The 15,328-nt window shown below is 67.7% G+C and carries 18 protein-coding genes; 5 read left to right on the top strand and 13 right to left on the bottom strand.

Features of this window, described 5'->3' with window-relative positions; genetic code table 11:
- Positions 1-122 precede the first annotated feature (122 nt).
- The 5 genes from QSK17_RS17550 to QSK17_RS17530 all read right to left on the bottom strand — a co-directional run bounded on the left by QSK17_RS17550 (position 123) and on the right by QSK17_RS17530 (position 3,939).
- Complete coding sequence (locus QSK17_RS17550) at positions 123-416, bottom strand: hypothetical protein (RefSeq protein ID WP_285705890.1); 294 nt, start codon at positions 414-416, stop codon at positions 123-125.
- Between the two features lie 167 nt (positions 417-583).
- Positions 584-1,105 carry an aromatic-ring-hydroxylating dioxygenase subunit beta gene (locus tag QSK17_RS17545; RefSeq protein ID WP_285705889.1) on the bottom strand — a complete coding sequence of 174 codons (522 nt, stop codon included), beginning with the start codon at positions 1,103-1,105 and terminating at the stop codon, positions 584-586.
- Positions 1,095-2,381, bottom strand: a complete 1,287-nt coding sequence (locus tag QSK17_RS17540) for an aromatic ring-hydroxylating oxygenase subunit alpha (RefSeq protein ID WP_285705888.1) — start codon at positions 2,379-2,381, stop codon at positions 1,095-1,097. The genes QSK17_RS17545 and QSK17_RS17540 overlap by 11 nt, the downstream gene beginning before the upstream one ends.
- Positions 2,382-2,406: 25 nt before the next feature.
- A complete protein-coding gene (locus QSK17_RS17535) occupies positions 2,407-2,898 on the bottom strand; it encodes a nuclear transport factor 2 family protein (RefSeq protein ID WP_285705886.1) in 492 nt (163 codons plus the stop codon).
- 201 nt (positions 2,899-3,099) lie between these two features.
- Complete coding sequence (locus QSK17_RS17530; protein WP_285705885.1) at positions 3,100-3,939, bottom strand: carbon-nitrogen hydrolase family protein; 840 nt, start codon at positions 3,937-3,939, stop codon at positions 3,100-3,102.
- A 292-nt stretch (positions 3,940-4,231) separates the two neighbouring features.
- Between QSK17_RS17530 and QSK17_RS17525 the strand changes: the two genes are divergently transcribed.
- A complete protein-coding gene (locus tag QSK17_RS17525; protein ID WP_285705884.1) occupies positions 4,232-5,164 on the top strand; it encodes a LysR family transcriptional regulator in 933 nt (310 codons plus the stop codon).
- Here QSK17_RS17525 and QSK17_RS17520 read toward each other — a convergent pair.
- The 5 genes from QSK17_RS17520 to QSK17_RS17500 all read right to left on the bottom strand — a co-directional run bounded on the left by QSK17_RS17520 (position 5,147) and on the right by QSK17_RS17500 (position 9,505).
- Entirely contained in the window at positions 5,147-5,944 is a 798-nt protein-coding gene (locus QSK17_RS17520) for an IclR family transcriptional regulator (protein WP_285705882.1), read from the bottom strand. The two genes, QSK17_RS17525 and QSK17_RS17520, sit on opposite strands and share 18 nt — an antisense overlap.
- A 12-nt stretch (positions 5,945-5,956) precedes the next feature.
- Complete coding sequence (locus QSK17_RS17515; protein ID WP_285705881.1) at positions 5,957-7,318, bottom strand: Rieske 2Fe-2S domain-containing protein; 1,362 nt, start codon at positions 7,316-7,318, stop codon at positions 5,957-5,959.
- Positions 7,319-7,406: 88 nt separating this feature from the next.
- On the bottom strand, positions 7,407-8,615 hold the full coding sequence (locus QSK17_RS17510; protein ID WP_285705880.1) for an NAD(P)/FAD-dependent oxidoreductase: 1,209 nt from the start codon (positions 8,613-8,615) through the stop codon (positions 7,407-7,409).
- A gap of 9 nt (positions 8,616-8,624) precedes the next feature.
- Complete coding sequence (locus QSK17_RS17505; RefSeq protein ID WP_285705879.1) at positions 8,625-8,822, bottom strand: ferredoxin; 198 nt, start codon at positions 8,820-8,822, stop codon at positions 8,625-8,627.
- Positions 8,819-9,505, bottom strand: coding sequence for a nuclear transport factor 2 family protein (locus QSK17_RS17500; RefSeq protein ID WP_285705877.1), 687 nt, complete (start codon positions 9,503-9,505; stop codon positions 8,819-8,821). The genes QSK17_RS17505 and QSK17_RS17500 overlap by 4 nt, the downstream gene beginning before the upstream one ends.
- Before the next feature lie 209 nt (positions 9,506-9,714).
- Here QSK17_RS17500 and QSK17_RS17495 point away from each other — a divergent pair, with 209 nt between their 5' ends.
- A complete protein-coding gene (locus QSK17_RS17495) occupies positions 9,715-11,079 on the top strand; it encodes an MFS transporter (protein WP_285705876.1) in 1,365 nt (454 codons plus the stop codon).
- Between the two features lie 199 nt (positions 11,080-11,278).
- Here the strand turns inward: QSK17_RS17495 and QSK17_RS17490 are convergent, their stop codons facing one another.
- The 3 genes from QSK17_RS17490 to QSK17_RS17480 form a co-directional block, all read right to left on the bottom strand.
- Positions 11,279-12,232 (bottom strand): hypothetical protein, encoded by a 954-nt coding sequence (locus tag QSK17_RS17490; protein ID WP_285705875.1) that lies wholly within the window; start codon positions 12,230-12,232, stop codon positions 11,279-11,281.
- Between the two features lie 371 nt (positions 12,233-12,603).
- A complete protein-coding gene (locus QSK17_RS17485; RefSeq protein ID WP_285705874.1) occupies positions 12,604-12,897 on the bottom strand; it encodes a tyrosine-type recombinase/integrase in 294 nt (97 codons plus the stop codon).
- Between the two features lie 13 nt (positions 12,898-12,910).
- The gene (locus QSK17_RS17480) at positions 12,911-13,465 is read right to left on the bottom strand and encodes a Chromate resistance protein ChrB (RefSeq protein WP_285705873.1); all 555 of its coding nucleotides are present in this window, start codon (positions 13,463-13,465) and stop codon (positions 12,911-12,913) included.
- An 88-nt stretch (positions 13,466-13,553) separates the two neighbouring features.
- On the opposite strand from QSK17_RS17480, the gene QSK17_RS17475 reads away from it, so the two are divergent.
- Genes QSK17_RS17475 through QSK17_RS17465 form a run of 3 tightly spaced genes read left to right on the top strand, consistent with a single transcriptional unit; the run spans position 13,554 to position 15,238 of the window.
- Positions 13,554-14,324 carry a COG4280 domain-containing protein gene (locus tag QSK17_RS17475; RefSeq protein ID WP_285705872.1) on the top strand — a complete coding sequence of 257 codons (771 nt, stop codon included), beginning with the start codon at positions 13,554-13,556 and terminating at the stop codon, positions 14,322-14,324.
- Positions 14,321-14,527, top strand: a complete 207-nt coding sequence (locus QSK17_RS17470) for a hypothetical protein (RefSeq protein WP_285705871.1) — start codon at positions 14,321-14,323, stop codon at positions 14,525-14,527. Before QSK17_RS17475 ends, QSK17_RS17470 begins: the two co-directional genes overlap by 4 nt.
- A gap of 3 nt (positions 14,528-14,530) precedes the next feature.
- Positions 14,531-15,238 carry a VIT1/CCC1 transporter family protein gene (locus tag QSK17_RS17465; RefSeq protein ID WP_285705870.1) on the top strand — a complete coding sequence of 236 codons (708 nt, stop codon included), beginning with the start codon at positions 14,531-14,533 and terminating at the stop codon, positions 15,236-15,238.
- The last annotated feature ends 90 nt before the right edge of the window (positions 15,239-15,328 follow it).

Genomic DNA, 15,328 nt, shown 5'->3' with positions numbered 1-15,328 from the left:
GACCCCGTCCTCGGTCCGCACGCGTACGAGCACGTGCTCGGCCGTGTGCACTTCGCCGCTGGCGAACCGCAGCGGCTTCCGGTACGGGATGGCGAACGGAATCGCCTCGATGGCGGTGATCTTCATGGTCGCTCCTCGGAGGTGGAGTGGCCGTGGCCACCCGTGGACACGATGCGTGGGTGAGCCCGGGAAGACGGCGGCACGGCTTTCTCCGGCGCCCAAGGCGTCCATACGGCCTCGGCCGTCCAGTAGACGCCGCCGCTCGCGCTGACGGCCCGCTCCCACTCGGTCAATCGCCTGATCGAGGGTTCCTCGACAGCGGTGGCGCGATCCGCGGCACCGGGTCCGTTCCCCTCCGTCGCCCAGTGAACCCAGCTGATCTCCCGGCCGTACTCGTCGTATACGAACAGATCCACATGCGGCCATCCGTAGCGAAAAGTGTCGTCGTAGCACATGAGGACGATTCGGTGGTTCAAGACAGCTGACCTCTCTGGACACCCGGGGGTGCCGGGCGCCGCAGTGTGATCCGGTAGGCCCGCGCCGAACCGTCGTGCTCAGGGGGCACACAGCCCGGGCCGGCGGCCTAAAGGAGGAATCCGCAGGTCCGTACGGTGTGTTCCGCGTCCACGAGATGCACGATCTTGGCTCTGATACGCGGGCGATCGTCCGCGGTCACGATGTGGTGCGTCAGTTCGGCCGCCCATACCTGATGGTCGCCCTGCTTGTACGCCACCACGATCTCGGTGGAGGTGACGCGCAGCTCGTAGTCGCCGATCCGGTCGACGGCGAATCGCGAAACGGTGCGCACCGTCCGGCCCACCGCGTTCACGGCGCCGGCGTGCCCGCTCGTCATCCGGTCCACGCGCCGGCGTCGCATGGGCGAGTCATCGTTGATGAAGTTCAGGGTGGCGTCGTAGTCGACGACCTCGCGGCACATCGGGACGACGTAGCGGGTCTCTCCTGCGGCCCACAGCTCGTCCCAGTCGCGGTACCTCTGGTCGTCGAGGAGCCCCGCCTCCCGATAGATCAGCTCGATCGCGGACAACGCCGCCCGATCCGCCAGCGCCAGCTTTCGCTCGGCGTCCGCCCTCGCCTCAGCCGGCATCGGTCATCAACCGCTTCCACATCTGGTACGCCTCCCGCATCCCTGTCTCGTCGGTCACGTGGGACCTGAGGTGCCCCTCATCCGACATCTCCTCCCGGTTGAGGCCGCGATCAATCAGAATCGGCATGTTGGGGTCCGCGGCCGCCCCGCGCTGAACACGGGCCCAGACCTCCGAGTCGTCCGGGGTGCCGAACCCGAATGGCCCCTGGAAGTGCTCGTGGATCCGGAGCCGTTCCCTGTTGGCACCCTCGGGGCCGCCCTCGTAGCCGAGCACCATGTGCTCGTTGTCCGTGGCGTCCACCGCGACCGGGTTCAGCAGTCTGATAAAGCCCATGGACAGGGCCAGGTTAGGGAAGATGTTGAGGTTGAACCCCGCGCCGTGGAGGGAGCGCACGAGCCGGCGCAGCCTCTCCGGCGGGAGGCCCGGCTGGAGGTCGGCGACCAGATCGCCGAAACGGTCCTGCAGGGCTTCCGTCCCATCATCCTCGTCGAGGTCGACGTGCTCCGGGACGAAGATGCCGACGGAGTGACCGTTCTCGAGTCCGTACGTGACGGCCTCGGGGTCTTTCATGAAGGACAGCATCTCGGCGGTCTGCGCGTCGACGTTCGCCATCCAGGAGCGGTGGACCAGTGGGAAATGGTACCCGTCCGTCACATTCTCCAGCTGGATCTTCCAGTTGGCCTGGTACCTGAACTTGAAGGCCCCCTGGACCTTGATCGGATAGCCGGCCCCCTGCTTCATGAAAAGGTCGATCCACCTGCGCGCGGCCCCTAGGAAGCCGGCGAGCGGTTCGGCGTCCTCATCGAAGGTCGCGAAGATCAGCCCGGCGTAGGTCTCCACGCGAAGCCGCCCCAACCCGAGTCGCGCCTTGTCGATGTCCCGGGGATACCCGTCGGGGTAGGGTATGCCGCGCAGCCGGCCGTCCAGGGCGTAGGACCAACTGTGGTAGGGGCACGTGAATCCGCCCGCCACTGCCCCGTCCGGCTTCTCGCACAACAGCGCACCGCGGTGGCGGCACCTGTTCAGCAGCACATTGATCTGGTCGTTCCGGTCCCGGCAGACGATGACGGGGCGTCGCCCGACCGCCCGAGTCTTGAAGGATCCCCGCTCCGGGAACTCGCTCTCGTGCCCCACGCAGTTCCAGGTCTTGTAGAAGATCCTCTCCAGCTCGGCTTCGTAGATCTCCGGGTCCAGGTAGACCCTCGCGCTGACCCGGTCGGCCGCAACGAGCGACCCCCAGTCCGAGCCGGTACGGCCCGCGACGTCAATGCTCACCTCGTCCTCCTGCGGTTCCCTGCCTTCATGCGGCCCTCTCCCACCACACGGCCAAAGCCGTGACGTGCTCGGGGTCCAGTGCCTTCGCCCACAGCCGCCGCGGCTCGTACCTCGAAATCAGGACGCGGTCGTCCTCGATCTCGAACCGCACCCGCAGCCGCGTCAGGGTGATGTCCGACCCTCCGGCCACGTACGCGGACAGCCGCGCCATCGGCCAGCAGCCCTCGACTCCCCCGTCGCGGACGTCGACGACTCCCCGGCCGAGCATGTGCATGTTCACCGTGAAATGGGATCCCGGCGACAGATAGCTCTCGAGCATGTCGGCGATGCGGGGCGGGGTTGTCACCTGGTCGAACCGCTCAGCGTTCCAGCTTCCGACGCCCTGCCACACCGCGTCACGCGTGAAGAGCCCCTCAAGCTCCTGGCGGCTGTAGCCGGCCGCGGGGACGTCACACAGCTCCATGTACCGCCGCAGCGTCACCGTTGCGGCTCCAGCCAGCGCGTGCTCAGCGCGCATCGCTCACCTCACCCTCGTCGTCGGACCTGGAAGACCGCCGTGATCGGCTGCTTGATGGTGCAAGCCTGGCCGACCCGAACTACGCATGTAAAACACATCTTTCATGGCATATCTATAAGCAAAGGTGGGATATCCGGCTGCGACGGCACGGCGGGTCACACCTGGGCGCCGCCGCCGCGGCGGAGACGGACGACCGTGACGTCAGTCCTTCAGACGGACCACGGAAGCCGGTTCGTACAGCTCCGGCCGTCGATGCGCGAAGACCAGCCGCCGGGCGCGCACCTCATCGACGAGGGTGCCGTCGAGCCTGGCGAGCAGATCCCGGTCCCTCTCTCCGGCGGACGCCACGAGACGCCCACTCGGATCGATCACACAACTTCCGCCCACCAGCTCCAGATCTGCTACCACGCCCGTCTGATTGGCGTGCACGACATAGGCCTGGTTCTGCACGGCCGCGGCCGCGAGCAGGACACCCAGTTCCTCTCGCGCGCGTCCCGCTCCGTCCCTGGGCCAGGAGTTCGGAACGACGAGGCACTCGGCGCCGGCGAGGGCGAGGGTTCGCGCGACCTCCGGGAAGCGCAGCTCGTAGCACACGACGATGCCGAAGGTCCCGAAGTCCGCTTCGACCACGCTGAGCCGGTCCCCAGCTGTGACGTATGCCGACTCGGCGTGGCCGGGGGCGTCGAACAGGTGCGTCTTGCGATGACCGCCGACCAGGTCTCCGCCGCGGGAGAACACGTGGCACCTGTTGGTGTACACCCCGCCGCCTTCGTCGACGATCCACGTGCCGACGAGGTAGCTGCCGAGTCGCCTCGCGCGAGCCGCCAGCTCGGCCGCCAGCCCGCTCCCGGCGTGGACGCCGACCTCGGAGATCCGCCTGCTGCCCAGGGCGCGGAACGTGAACATCTCCGGCAGGCAGACCAGGTCGGGGCGCGCGCCGGACGCCACGAGGCCGTCCAGCCTGGACAAGGCGACGCCGATGTTCGCGTCGACGTCGAGCGAGGTGGCCATCTGGATGAGTGCGACGTTGATGTCTCTCACAGCGTTTCACGCTTTCTCATAGGCGACTTGTCGGCCGGTGGCGATCGGTCGTCGCGGTGACCGCCGACCGACCGGGGGCGAATCGGCAACGTGATGCGCGTGGCATGACCGCGCGAGGACAGCCAGCCTCCCCGAGTGTTCGACGAATCCCTTTCGTCTGTAAATCAGGTTTTATTTGTGTTAAACCTATGAAGAACTGTTGTTTTAACTCGTTTTCGGGCGGTCCCGTTCGGGCGCGCGCCCGAGCCATACCCCTTGGATGAGAGCCTCTTTAAGGAGCTCGGTCGTGCCGGTGGACTACTCGTTTCGGCAGGTGGAGTACTTCGTCCACGCGGCAACGCTGGGTACGATCAGTGCCGCGGCGAACAGGTGCTCCACCTCTCAGACCGCGGTCTCGCTGGGCATCGCCGAGCTCGAGCGCCATCTGGGTGTCCAGCTCTTCGTCCGGCGCAAGGCCAAGGGCGTGGCACTGACCAAAGCCGGGGCGCGGGTCCTCGCGGAAGCCAGGGAGCTGATGAGCCTTGCCGAGCAGCTCCAGGCCGACGCACGCACGGAGGCGGACGAGGTCCGGGGACACCTGACATTCGGATGCACCGCCACGTTGGCGCCTGTCGTCGTGCCGCGGCTTCTGGATGATTTCGGCCGCCGGCATCCCGGCCTGACCTTCTCCGTGGTGGAAGGCCCGGCGGAGACATTGCGACAGGCACTGATCAACGGCGAGTGCGACATCGCGCTGATGTACGCGGAGCAGGACATGACCGGGTTGAACTGTCAGACGCTGTCGGAACTACAGCCCTATGTCCTGCTGCCCAGAGGGCATCAGCTGGCGCGCAGGAAGGCCGTCCGCCTGGCTGATCTGGCGGAGGAGCCTCTCATCACGCCTATCACGTCCCCCGGCTCGTACGACAGCGAAGCCGTGCTGCGCTCTGTCGGGCTCAGCCCACACGTGGCTCTGCGGAGCAGCAGCATGGAAGTCGTGAGAGCTTCGGTGGGGAGGGCGCTGGGATACGCGATCCTCGTGCAACGATGGCCGACCAACGAGAGTTTCGAAGGCCGTCCGCTGGTATGCAAGCCGATCGCCGACCCGGTGCCGTCGACCCGCGTGGTACTCGCCCGCGCCGCCGGCGTACGGCAGACGTTCCGCGTGGAGCTCGTGGCACGCTACTGCGCCTCGGCGTTCGGCGCCGCCCCCGACGCGCGGATGCCGTCACCGGAGGTGCCCTGACGGCGGCATCGGCTCTTCGGCCAGCTGCTTGGCGATGTTGTCGGAGATTTCGCGGGTGACCTTCTTCACCGCGACCGACAGGCTCTTGACGTCGGCCGTCCGGTAGTGCCCGACCAGCGACAGCGCCCCGACCACGTCCCCGTGGAGCCAGATTGGCGCTGCGATGGACACGGATCCGAGGTTCATCTCCTCCCCGGCGTACCCGACTCCGGTTCGCCGGATCTCGCTCAACTGCTTGTCGAGCAGGGAGGGATTGACCACGGTGAATGGCGTGTACCGGGGAAGGGGCCGGGCCAGGACCCGGCGGATCTCCGCCGGTGAGGAGTAGGCCAGGAGCACCTTCCCCGCGGCCGTCGCGTGCAGGGGCACCTCCGCGCCCATCTCGCCGACGACCTTCCACGACTGTCCTCCGCTCACCTTCTCGACGGCGATGGCCGAACCGTGCCCGTCGAGAACGGCCAGCGTGACGTTCTCCCGCGTGGCGCGCTGAAGGTCGTCCATCAGGGGGCGTGCCGCGCGACGGATCAAGTCGATCTGTGGCACCCGGACGCCCCACCGCCAGACGTCCAGCCCTATCTCGTACCGGCCGGCGGCGGTACGGCGTACCACGTTGAGCGCTTCCATCTCTCGCAGCAGGCGCAGCACGGTCGTGGCGGGCAGGGCGGTCGTGCGGGACAGCTCCGCCGCCGAGTAGCTCTGGGCGGACCGGCCGAGAGCACCCATGATCGCGAAGATCTTGCTGGCGACCGAGCGTCCCGGGTCACGACCGTTGCCTGCCACCCGCGCTCCCGTCTAGTCGGCGCCGCCGGCGCCCAGTGCGGACCATGCCGCCTTCACGGTACTCACGTCCCGGGTGTTCTCCTCCGCCGAGGAGTCCCAGTCCTTACGCGCGAGGACCTCCGCCAGCGACGTCGAGGACGGCGCGAAGACCCAGCGGTGCTCGATTCTCGAGTAGTCCATGCCCGGTTGGAGGGCCGGAAGCTCCTCACTCCTCGCGAGCTTCTCCAGGGTCTCCAGGAAGAAGCGGCGCGCCTGGATGATGAGGAAGTCCTCCGCGCAGAGGTTCTCCTTCGATCGTTCGACGACGGGCCCCATGCTGTGCTGGATGGCCAGATCCTGCAGATGGACGCCCTCGAACCCGGAGAAGGAGAGCCCCTCTGTCATGCGCTCCCGATCCTGCCGATAGCCCTTCCCATCCCAGTTCACCGACAGGTACCCATTCGCCTTGTCCACCGCGGTGTATCCCTGCGTCGCGTCGATGGCCTGCCTGCGGTCCTCGGTGAGCGGGCTTTCACACTGCCAGACGACCGAGTAGACGTAGTGTGAGCCGTCGGTGCTGGGAACCCAGGCATGGAAGAGGCCTCCCTGAGCACCATCCTCGGCATGGGAGAACATCGTGTAGAACGGCGAGATCAGGGGGTGGATCCAGAAGACCGCCTCTTTCTCCTCCTCCAGGTGGTAGCGGAAGGCCGTCTGGAGACCCCAGGGGGCGGGCTCGACCGCCGTCTGGGGGCGCGGGTCGAACAGGAACTTGCCCAGCCGCGAGTTGCTGTTGCGCTGCCGGTCCCACTCTTCCTTCGAGTAGTGCAGGTAGCCGCCGTGCGCGGCGTCGAGATCGCCTTCCAGACCCTGCAGCCAGTTACTCGGCTGGTAGAAGTGGTTCGCCCATACGTGGCCCTTAGGCAGGCCGTTGAAAGGCCACATCGGGAACTCCGGGCGCTCCTTCTCCGGCCCCATGTACGTCCAAACGATCCCGCCGGCCTCCCTGGTGGGGTAGGCGCGGTGCTTGATGGACTGGGCGAATCGGCTGTTCGGGGGCTCCGGCGGGGTCTCAAGTACCCGGCCCTGCGCGTCCACCTTCCACCCGTGGTAGATGCAACGCAGCGCGCAGTCGTCCTCCACCCTGGCCAGCACCAGCGACGCCCGGCGGTGGGGGCACTTCGAGTCCATGAGCCCTACCTGCCCGTTGCGCCCCCTGAAGGCCACGAGGCTTTCGCCGAGGAGGGTGATCTCGAACGGATCCGAGTTCTCCATGGGCAGACGCTCCGACAGGAACGCCGGGATCCAGTAACGTCGCATGAGCTCCCCCATCGGTGTGCCGGGCCCGGTCTGGGTGAGGAGCCGGTTCTCTGCTTCGGTGAACAACTGGGCCACTTTTACCGCACCTACCTTTTATTCGTGTTGTTCGTTTTATTCATTGACTTGCGGACTCGTCGACTGACGGCGCGACGGCTCCGTACGGTCACCCGGCCAGCGCTTCCCCGGCCCAGGCCCAGTCCGGCGTCCCCGTGTGCCGTCCGCGCAGGATCGCGGCGCGGGCCTTGGCGATGAGATGCGGGTTGTTGACCGCGACCACTCCCCGTACCACATCGTCGATGGCGCACAGCGCCAGGAACCTACGATTCGCACGGTCGTCTACGAGCACCCGCCAGGTGCCCTCCATGACTCCGAGGGCCTGGATCTTCATCCCGAATTGGTCGGACCAGGCGTACGGCACGCTGTCGAAGGTGGGGCGTCGCGCGTGGTCGAGCGTGATGGCGCGGCCGACATGGGCGCCCTGCTCCACGGCGTTGGTCCAGTGCTCGACGCGCATCGAACGGCCGAACAGGACGCTCGGCCATCGGCACGCGTCGCCGGCGACCATGACGTCGGGCGCACCGAGGGCGGTGCACGTCTGGTCGCAGGACACGCCGTCGTCGATCGACAGGCCCGTGCCAGAGAGCAGTTCGGTGTTGGGCACCGCCCCGATCCCGACCACGACCGCGTCCCCCTGGATGTGGCGACCATCCGTGAGCAGCACACCCGAGACCCTCTCGTCCCCGGTGATCTTCTCGACGCCGACGCCGAACCGCAGGTCGACGCCCATCTCCTCGTGCACGCCCGCGACGAACCGGCCGGCCTCGGGACCCGCCATCCGCAGCAGCGGACGGGAACCGGGGTCGATGACGGTCACGTCCATGCCCCAGGCCCGGGCGATAGCGGCGACCTCGCAGCCGATGAGGCCGCCACCGACGACCAGCAGCCGGCGGCCTGCTCTCAGCTCCTTCCGCAGGGCGAGGCTGTGATGCGCCGTCCTGAGCTCGTGCACGCCGCGCGTCCCCCGGGGGACCAGCCCATGCGGACGCGACCGGCTGCCCGTGGCCACGACCAGCCTGTCGTATCCGACATGGTCGCCTCGGTCCGTGCGGATCACATGTTCCGCGAGATCGACTGCGACCGCGGTCGTCTGCGTGAGCACCCGGGTGCCCGGAGGCGGTTCGACACGCATGAGAGCGTCGTCGAGCTGCCATTCGCCCGCGAGAACCTGCTTGGACAGGGCGGGCGGGTCATGCGCCGGGAACCGGCGTCCCGCGGTCATGAGCACGATCTCCGCGTCCGTCCGCAGCCGGGCGAGAGTGTCGAGGACGCGGGCGGCGGCGACCGAGCCGCCGACGACGACGATGCGCTGCACCGCGCTCCCCTAGCTTTCCTCGCCGACGCGGACCGCGACGACGGGACACCTGAGCACCACCTCGGCCAGCAGCTCGCGGTCCTCGGGCGGCAGGTCGGTACGCAGCAGGTGCGCCTTTCCGTCTTCGCGGACCTCGAAGTACTGAGGCGCGATGATCTCGCATTGCGAATGTCCCTCGCACAACTGCTGGTTCAACTCGATCCTCATGGTGTGCTCCTTGACGACTGGCTCTGGTTCTGCTGGCTCTGGGGGTCGATCTGGCCGGGGCCGTAGGAGACGTGCGGGCACTCCACCCAGCCGCGGGACGAATAGGGGGTGGAGAAGATCTCCTGGAAGCACATCTCCGCGATGCGCCACGCGCCGTCCTCCTTGACGAAGGACATCTCGTACCTGCCGGCGATCCACACCGACATCAGCCGGCCATCGACCAGGACGGTGGCCGGCTCCCACGAGTACCACCTGCCGGCGGCGACGTCCGGAGACCCGACCTCGATGAACTCGTTGGTGAGGAAATGCATCATCTGCGGCATCCACCGCCGGCGATCCCTGGTGAACGCCGAGCGTTCCCGGCCGGGTGACCGTGTGTGCCCTTCGAAGTGGCCGCTGAGCCCGACACCGGTCCACCGTCCCGGGTCACGGCTCCGCAGCCCCGGCGCCTCCTCGATATCGGAGCCGAGCGTCTCTACCGCACCGTTCTCCTGCCACGAGGGCACGCCGGGACCTCCGTGACCCGCGTCCGCGTGCCACTGACGCCTGGACACGAGACGCCGGATCTCGGCCTCGTCCTCCAGGACCCGCAGTCGCCGGCTCAGCTCCGCCAGGTCCTCCCGCGGCCCCGCCCGGTCATCGGGCGTCGGTCGCCGGGGGCCGATGTCCTTCCCTGCTGCCATGGGCCGAAGTAGAACACCCGGCCGGCGTGCGGCGGCAGCGTCGCCCGCCACTCAGTGGCGACCGGCGGATGCACCGGCCGAGAGGGAAGTTGTACTTATCTTCCACCAAAGAAAGTCAACGTTTGCAAAGGGTTCCGGCTCCCGAACACTGAGAGGCCAACAACAACCGAGCGGGCGGCAGCACGCCGCCGAAGTCACAGGAGAGGCCCATGCCGCAGACCCCAGATGTGGCGCACTCCCGCGGAAGAGGTCGGACGTCGAGCAGGCGGGTCATCGTCGCCAGCCTGGTCGGCAACGCCCTTGAGTGGTACGACTTCTTCCTCTACGGAACCGCCGCCGCCCTGATCTTCAATCACCTGTTTTTCCCGACCGTCGATCCCATGGTGGGAACGATCAGCGCCTTCGGCACCCAGGCCGTGGCCTTCCTCGCGCGCCCGATCGGCGGCGTCCTCTTCGGCCACTTCGGAGACCGGGTCGGCCGGCGGACGATGCTCTACCTGACGCTGAGCCTCATGGGCGTGGCCACGTTCCTCATCGGTGTCCTGCCCACGTACGCGTCCATCGGCATCTGGGCACCCATCCTGCTGACGGTCGTACGGATGCTCCAGGGGATCGCCGTCGGCGGCGAGTGGGGCGGCGGCGTGCTGCTCATCAGCGAGAACGTCGACGCCCGCCGCCGCGGCATGCTGAGCGCGCTGAGCCAGACCGGGGTCGGCATCGGTTTCGTCCTGTCGGCGCTCGCGTTCGCGGTGATGCAGACAGTCACCACTGATGCCCAGTTCATGGCCTGGGGATGGCGCGTCCCCTTCATAGCCGGTGTCCTGATCATGGGGGTGGGCCTGTTCATCCGTACCCACGTCATGGAGACGGCCGCGTTCCAGGAGGTGCAGGAGAAGAGCGGGGTCGAGCACATCCCCGCGTGGACGGCCCTTCGCGAGCAGCCGCGCAGCGTGCTGGTGACGTTCGGCGCCCGGCTGACGGAGAGCGGGGCCTCCTACATCTTCATCGTCTTCGTCCTGGCCTACGCCACGCAGATCGGCATCTCCAGCAGCGTGGCCCTGACCTCGGTCGTGATCGCGATGGCCCTGGATGCGCTTCTCATGCCGCTATGGGGCGCGCTGTCGGACAGGGTCGGCCGTAGGCCGGTCTACATCGCGGGCGCGATAGGCGTGGCTCTCTGGGCGGCACCCTTCTTCTGGCTCATCAACACCAAGGAGACCCCGCTGGTCGTTCTCTCCATCGTCGTCGCGAACGCGATCTGTCACAGCGCGATGATCGGTACCCAACCAGCGTTCTTCACCGAGCTCTTCACCGGCGACGTGCGCTACAGCGGAGTCGCGCTCGGTCACGAGATCGCCTCGGTCGTGGGTGGCGGGCTCTCCCCTCTCATCGCGATCTCGCTTCTCGCCTGGGCGGAGGCGTGGTGGCCGGTGGCTCTGTACCTCGCGTTCCTGGGACTCGTGGCCGTTGTCGCGGTCGCCCTCGCGCCGGAGACCGCCGCCCGAGATCTCACCTCGGTCACGCGCAAGCGTTCCAGCAATCTGTCACCCGAGATCGCCCTGTCATCCGACTGATCAAGTCGATTCCGGGCGGAGATCAGATGAAGATCACGGCAGCTGCCGCAGCGTCGGGCAGGCGCCGGAAACGAAGAAGCCGCCGGTCTCGTGCTCCTTTGGGGAACGAGGCCGGCGGCTTGTGGGGTGCGAAAACCCGGATGTGGCCTCTGGTCTGCGGTTATCCGCCCCGTCTATGCGGCCCGCCGGTACTGGTTGATCAGGCCGTCGAGTATCTGTCGGCGTTGCAGGCGGATTTGATCGAGATTGCTGGGTGTAGCCGGGGCATGTGGTAGTTGAGGTGGTCGACGGTCTCGTGAGCGATGGGGGCGGTGCCGGTTGTAATGCCACTGGTATGCCTGCAGGACCCGGCGGAGATGGCGGTCGTTGTAGACCAAGACCGGTCGGTGCATTCCCGTCGAACGGTGCCGACCCAACGCTCGGCGATCGCGTTGGCCTGCGGCGCGCGAACCGGCGTTTTGATGACGCGAGCGCCGAGCGAGGTGAACACCTCGTCGAAGACCGCGGTGAATTTGGCGTCGCGGTCGCGAATGAGGAATCTGATGCGCTCGGCCTGCTCTCCCAGGTCCGTGAGCAGGTTGCGGGCCTGTTGAGCGACCCAGGCTCCGGTCGGATGCGCCGTGACACCCACGACGTGAACGGCGCGTGTGGCGTGCTCGATGAAGAACAGAACGTAGAGCCGCTTGAGGAAGACGGTGTCCACGTGGAACAGATCGCACGCCCAGATGCCCTCGGCCTGCGCTTTCAGGAACTGACTCCAGCTCGGGCCGGTGCGACGTGGTGCCGGACCGAGCCCGGCTCTTTTGAGAATGTCGCGCACTGTGCTGGGCGGCACCCGCAGCCCGACGCCGGCCAGTTCACCGCTGATGCGCTGGTAGCCCCACGTGGGATTCTCCCGGGCCAGGCGCAACACCGCCTCCCGGATGTCCGCGCGGGTAGATGGACGACCCGGGCGTTTGGGCGGGTAGGTCCACTGGCGCGTCACCAGGGCGCGGTGCCAGCGCAGCAACGTCGCGGGGGTGACGAGGAAGACATTCCATGACGAGCGAGGAAGCAGCCGCGACAGCGCCGCCAGCACGACCCGATCCACCGGCTGGAGATCGGGCCGGTTCACCTGACGGCGCAGCACTGCGACCTGATGACGAAGCACCACGATCTCGGCCGCCTTGGCCCGATCACCGCGACCCAGCAGGACCAGGAGCTGAACGACACGTCCGAGGATGAGTTAAAGCAAGGACCACGACACCGTCAGCAGGATGCCCGAGACCTCATCATGCTCGAGCCACGAACCCCCAGGTCAACCACTACGGCTGAGTTTCCGCACCCCACACGCCACGCGAGCCGGTCCTCGGGAACGGCGAGCTGAGGGGCCCCGCGTTCTCCGGACAGACGAAGGAACACAGAGAAAGGGCCCGCCTGAGATCAAGCGGGCCCTCTCGACGGTTGGTCAGTTCAGCGCGTTGCCGATCCTCTCGGTCAGGCTGACTAGCCGCCCTTCGCGAGCCGCCACCGACGTGGTGATCATCACGGCGGTAGACTCGGCGGCGGCGCGACCTCAGGATAGACGCTGGTGTAGGTGTCGCGCGTGAACGTGGACGAGACGTGGCCGAGGGTTTTCTGGACCACCTTCAGCTCCACCCCGGCGGCGAGCATCAGTGAAGCGGCGCCGTGGCGCAGGTCGTGCTGCCGCACCGGCGGCAGCCCAGCCTGGCTGGCGAGTAGGTAGAACTGGTCGCTGACATGCTGCGGATGCAACGGCCGCCCGAGTTCGTCGGTGAAGACGAACCCGCTGTCAGTCCAGTCCTCCCCATCTGCCACTCCGGGTCAGGCGTCAGGGCGTGCCGGGGTCGCCGACACGCTCGTAGACATCGGCCTCGAACTGGTCGAGGAGCCGTTCGCACTCCGCGACCTTCTCGTGGGCGAGTTCCTTGCCCGGGGCGCTCATCCAGTCGCGCCCCTCCACCTTGCGAAGCCAACGGCGCAGCTTCTCCAGGTCCTGCCGGATCTCCTCGGCCTCCTCGAACGTGTAGTTCTCGCGGAACCGCTCGAACTCGATCTCTTTGAAGAACTTCGTCTCGCACTCCTCGACGATCTCCGCGTACTCCTTCGCCGAGTTCTCGCGGAACGACTCCACCAGCGTGTGGTGCTCGCGCTCCTCGACCGCGGCCAGCACGAAGATCATGCTCTCGCCGCCGAGCTCGTCGATGCGCTCGCGGACCTTGTCGAGGCGTTCCCGTACTCCCGGACGGTCCGGCAGCACGCATACGGCTTGCTGGATGTAGAGGGCGCCCAGTCGCTTCAGCTCGCGCCACACCGCCACACGAGCGCGCGAGGTCGTCGAGGGCACGCGGTACACGAGCTGCAGGAATCGCTCGTCGATCGTCATGGCACCCAAGGCTACCCAGTTGACATGTCGGATATGGATACTGAAGCATGTGATTCGTTGAAACATCTGTTACATAGAAGGAGTCGCCGTGACAGGCGCAACGTGGGGCCTGGTGGCCTCGACCTTCGCCGCCTCGTTCGTCGAGTTCGTCGAGGCGCTGACCATCGTTCTGGCCATGGGCGTGACACGAGGCTGGCGCTCGGCCCTGGCGGGCACCGTGGTGGCGCTGGTGGCGCTGACCGGATTCACCGCCGCCGCCGGGTACGCCCTGAGCACCTGGCTGCCCGAGTCGCTTCTCCAGCTCGTCGTCGGCACGTTGTTGCTGATCTTCGGCCTGCAGTGGCTGCGCAAGGCGATCCTGCGATCCTCCGGGCTGAAGGCCATGCACGACGAGGACGAGGAGTTCGCCTCCCAGACCGAGGCCGGGCGGCAGGCCACGGCCAAGAGCCGGTTCGGCATCGACACCTTCGCGTTCGTGGTGTCGTTCAAGGGCGTGTTCCTCGAGGGCGTCGAGGTCGTCTTCATCGTCATCACGTTCGGGCTGAGCGCCGCGAACATGCCCGCGGCGATCGGCGGCGCCGCCGTAGCCGGTCTCCTCGTGCTGATCGCCGGTCTGATCCTGCACCGCCCGCTCGCGATGATCCCCGAGAACGCCCTGAAGTACGGCGTGGGCCTGCTGCTCGCGAGCTTCGGCGCGTACTGGGCCGTGGAGGGCCTGGGCGTGTTCACCGCGGGCGGCGAGAGCCTCGAATGGCCGGGTGGTGACTGGGCCATCCTCGCCCTGCTCGCCTGCTGGCTCCTGACCTCGCGTGTGCTGGTCAAGTTCCTGCCCCGTCTCAAGCCGGAGGTCGCCCGATGAGGTTCGTCAAGGGATTCGGACAGTTCTGGTACGACTTCATCATCGGCGACGACTGGAAGATCGCCGCCGCGGTCATCGCGGCGCTCGCCGTGACGCTCGGAGTCGTGCTCGCAGGTGTGTCCGCCGCCGGAGCGGCGATCGCGGGCGGCGTACTGCTGCTCCTGTTCTTCGTGGCCAGCGTTCTGATCGACGTGAGGAGCTAGCCGATGACCGCGCAGGCCGCAGAACTGCACAACCACCACCGCGACGTCACCGGAGGCTGGCTGCGCCCCGCGGTGTTCGGCGTGATGGACGGACTGGTCTCCAACGCCGCCCTCCTGGCCGGGGTCATCGGCGGCGGCGCCACCGGCACCGGCGTCGTGATCGCCGGGCTCGCCGGGCTCGCCGCCGGCGCCTTCTCGATGGCGACCGGCGAGTACACCTCCGTCGCCTCGCAGCGCGAGCTGACCCAGGCCGAGATCGCCATCGAGCGCCGTGAACTGGAACGCAACCCGGAGGCCGAAGAACGGGAGCTCGCGCTGCTGTACCAGTCCCGGGGGCTGACCCCCGAGCTCGCCGCGGAGGTCGCGCGGCAGCTCCACCACGACGACGAGGTGGCCTGGCGGGTGCACGCCCGCGAGGAGCTCGGCGTCGACCCCGACGACCTGCCCTCGCCCTGGGTCGCCGCGGGCTCCTCGTTCCTGGCCTTCGCCCTCGGAGCGCTGATCCCGGTGCTGCCGTTCCTCATCGGGATGTCGTCGATGCTCGCGGTGGTCGTGCTCACCGCGGCCGCCCTCTTCGTCACCGGCGCGCTCGTCGCCGTGCTCACCTCCAGGTCCCCTCTGTACGGCGGAGCCCGCCAGCTCGCGCTCGGCGCCCTCGCCACGGCGGTGACCTACGGGGTGGGCAGCCTGGTGGGTACGTTCATCGGCTGACCCGGCGGGGAGGGCCCGCGACCGCACGGCAGGGCGCCGCACCTCGGAAGGGTGCGGCGCCCTCGCCGTCGTGGCGTCCACGCGGGGCCC

The organism is Microtetraspora sp. NBRC 16547, assembly GCF_030268965.1.
In the GTDB taxonomy this organism is placed as follows: Bacteria; Actinomycetota; Actinomycetes; order Streptosporangiales; family Streptosporangiaceae; genus Microtetraspora.
This window is presented reverse-complemented; position numbering and strand designations above follow the sequence as displayed.

Excerpts from the sequence above, each read along its gene's own strand:
- QSK17_RS17465 (WP_285705870.1), top strand. The coding sequence starts at position 14,531 with ATGACCGCGCAGGCCGCAGAACTGCACAACCACCACCGCGACGTCACC.
- QSK17_RS17470 (WP_285705871.1), top strand. The coding sequence starts at position 14,321 with ATGAGGTTCGTCAAGGGATTCGGACAGTTCTGGTACGACTTCATCATC.
- QSK17_RS17535 (WP_285705886.1), bottom strand. The coding sequence starts at position 2,898 with ATGCGCGCTGAGCACGCGCTGGCTGGAGCCGCAACGGTGACGCTGCGG.
- QSK17_RS17480 (WP_285705873.1), bottom strand. The coding sequence starts at position 13,465 with ATGACGATCGACGAGCGATTCCTGCAGCTCGTGTACCGCGTGCCCTCG.
- QSK17_RS17505 (WP_285705879.1), bottom strand. The coding sequence starts at position 8,822 with ATGAGGATCGAGTTGAACCAGCAGTTGTGCGAGGGACATTCGCAATGC.
- QSK17_RS17545 (WP_285705889.1), bottom strand. The coding sequence starts at position 1,105 with ATGCCGGCTGAGGCGAGGGCGGACGCCGAGCGAAAGCTGGCGCTGGCG.
- QSK17_RS17495 (WP_285705876.1), top strand. The coding sequence starts at position 9,715 with ATGCCGCAGACCCCAGATGTGGCGCACTCCCGCGGAAGAGGTCGGACG.
- QSK17_RS17500 (WP_285705877.1), bottom strand. The coding sequence starts at position 9,505 with ATGGCAGCAGGGAAGGACATCGGCCCCCGGCGACCGACGCCCGATGAC.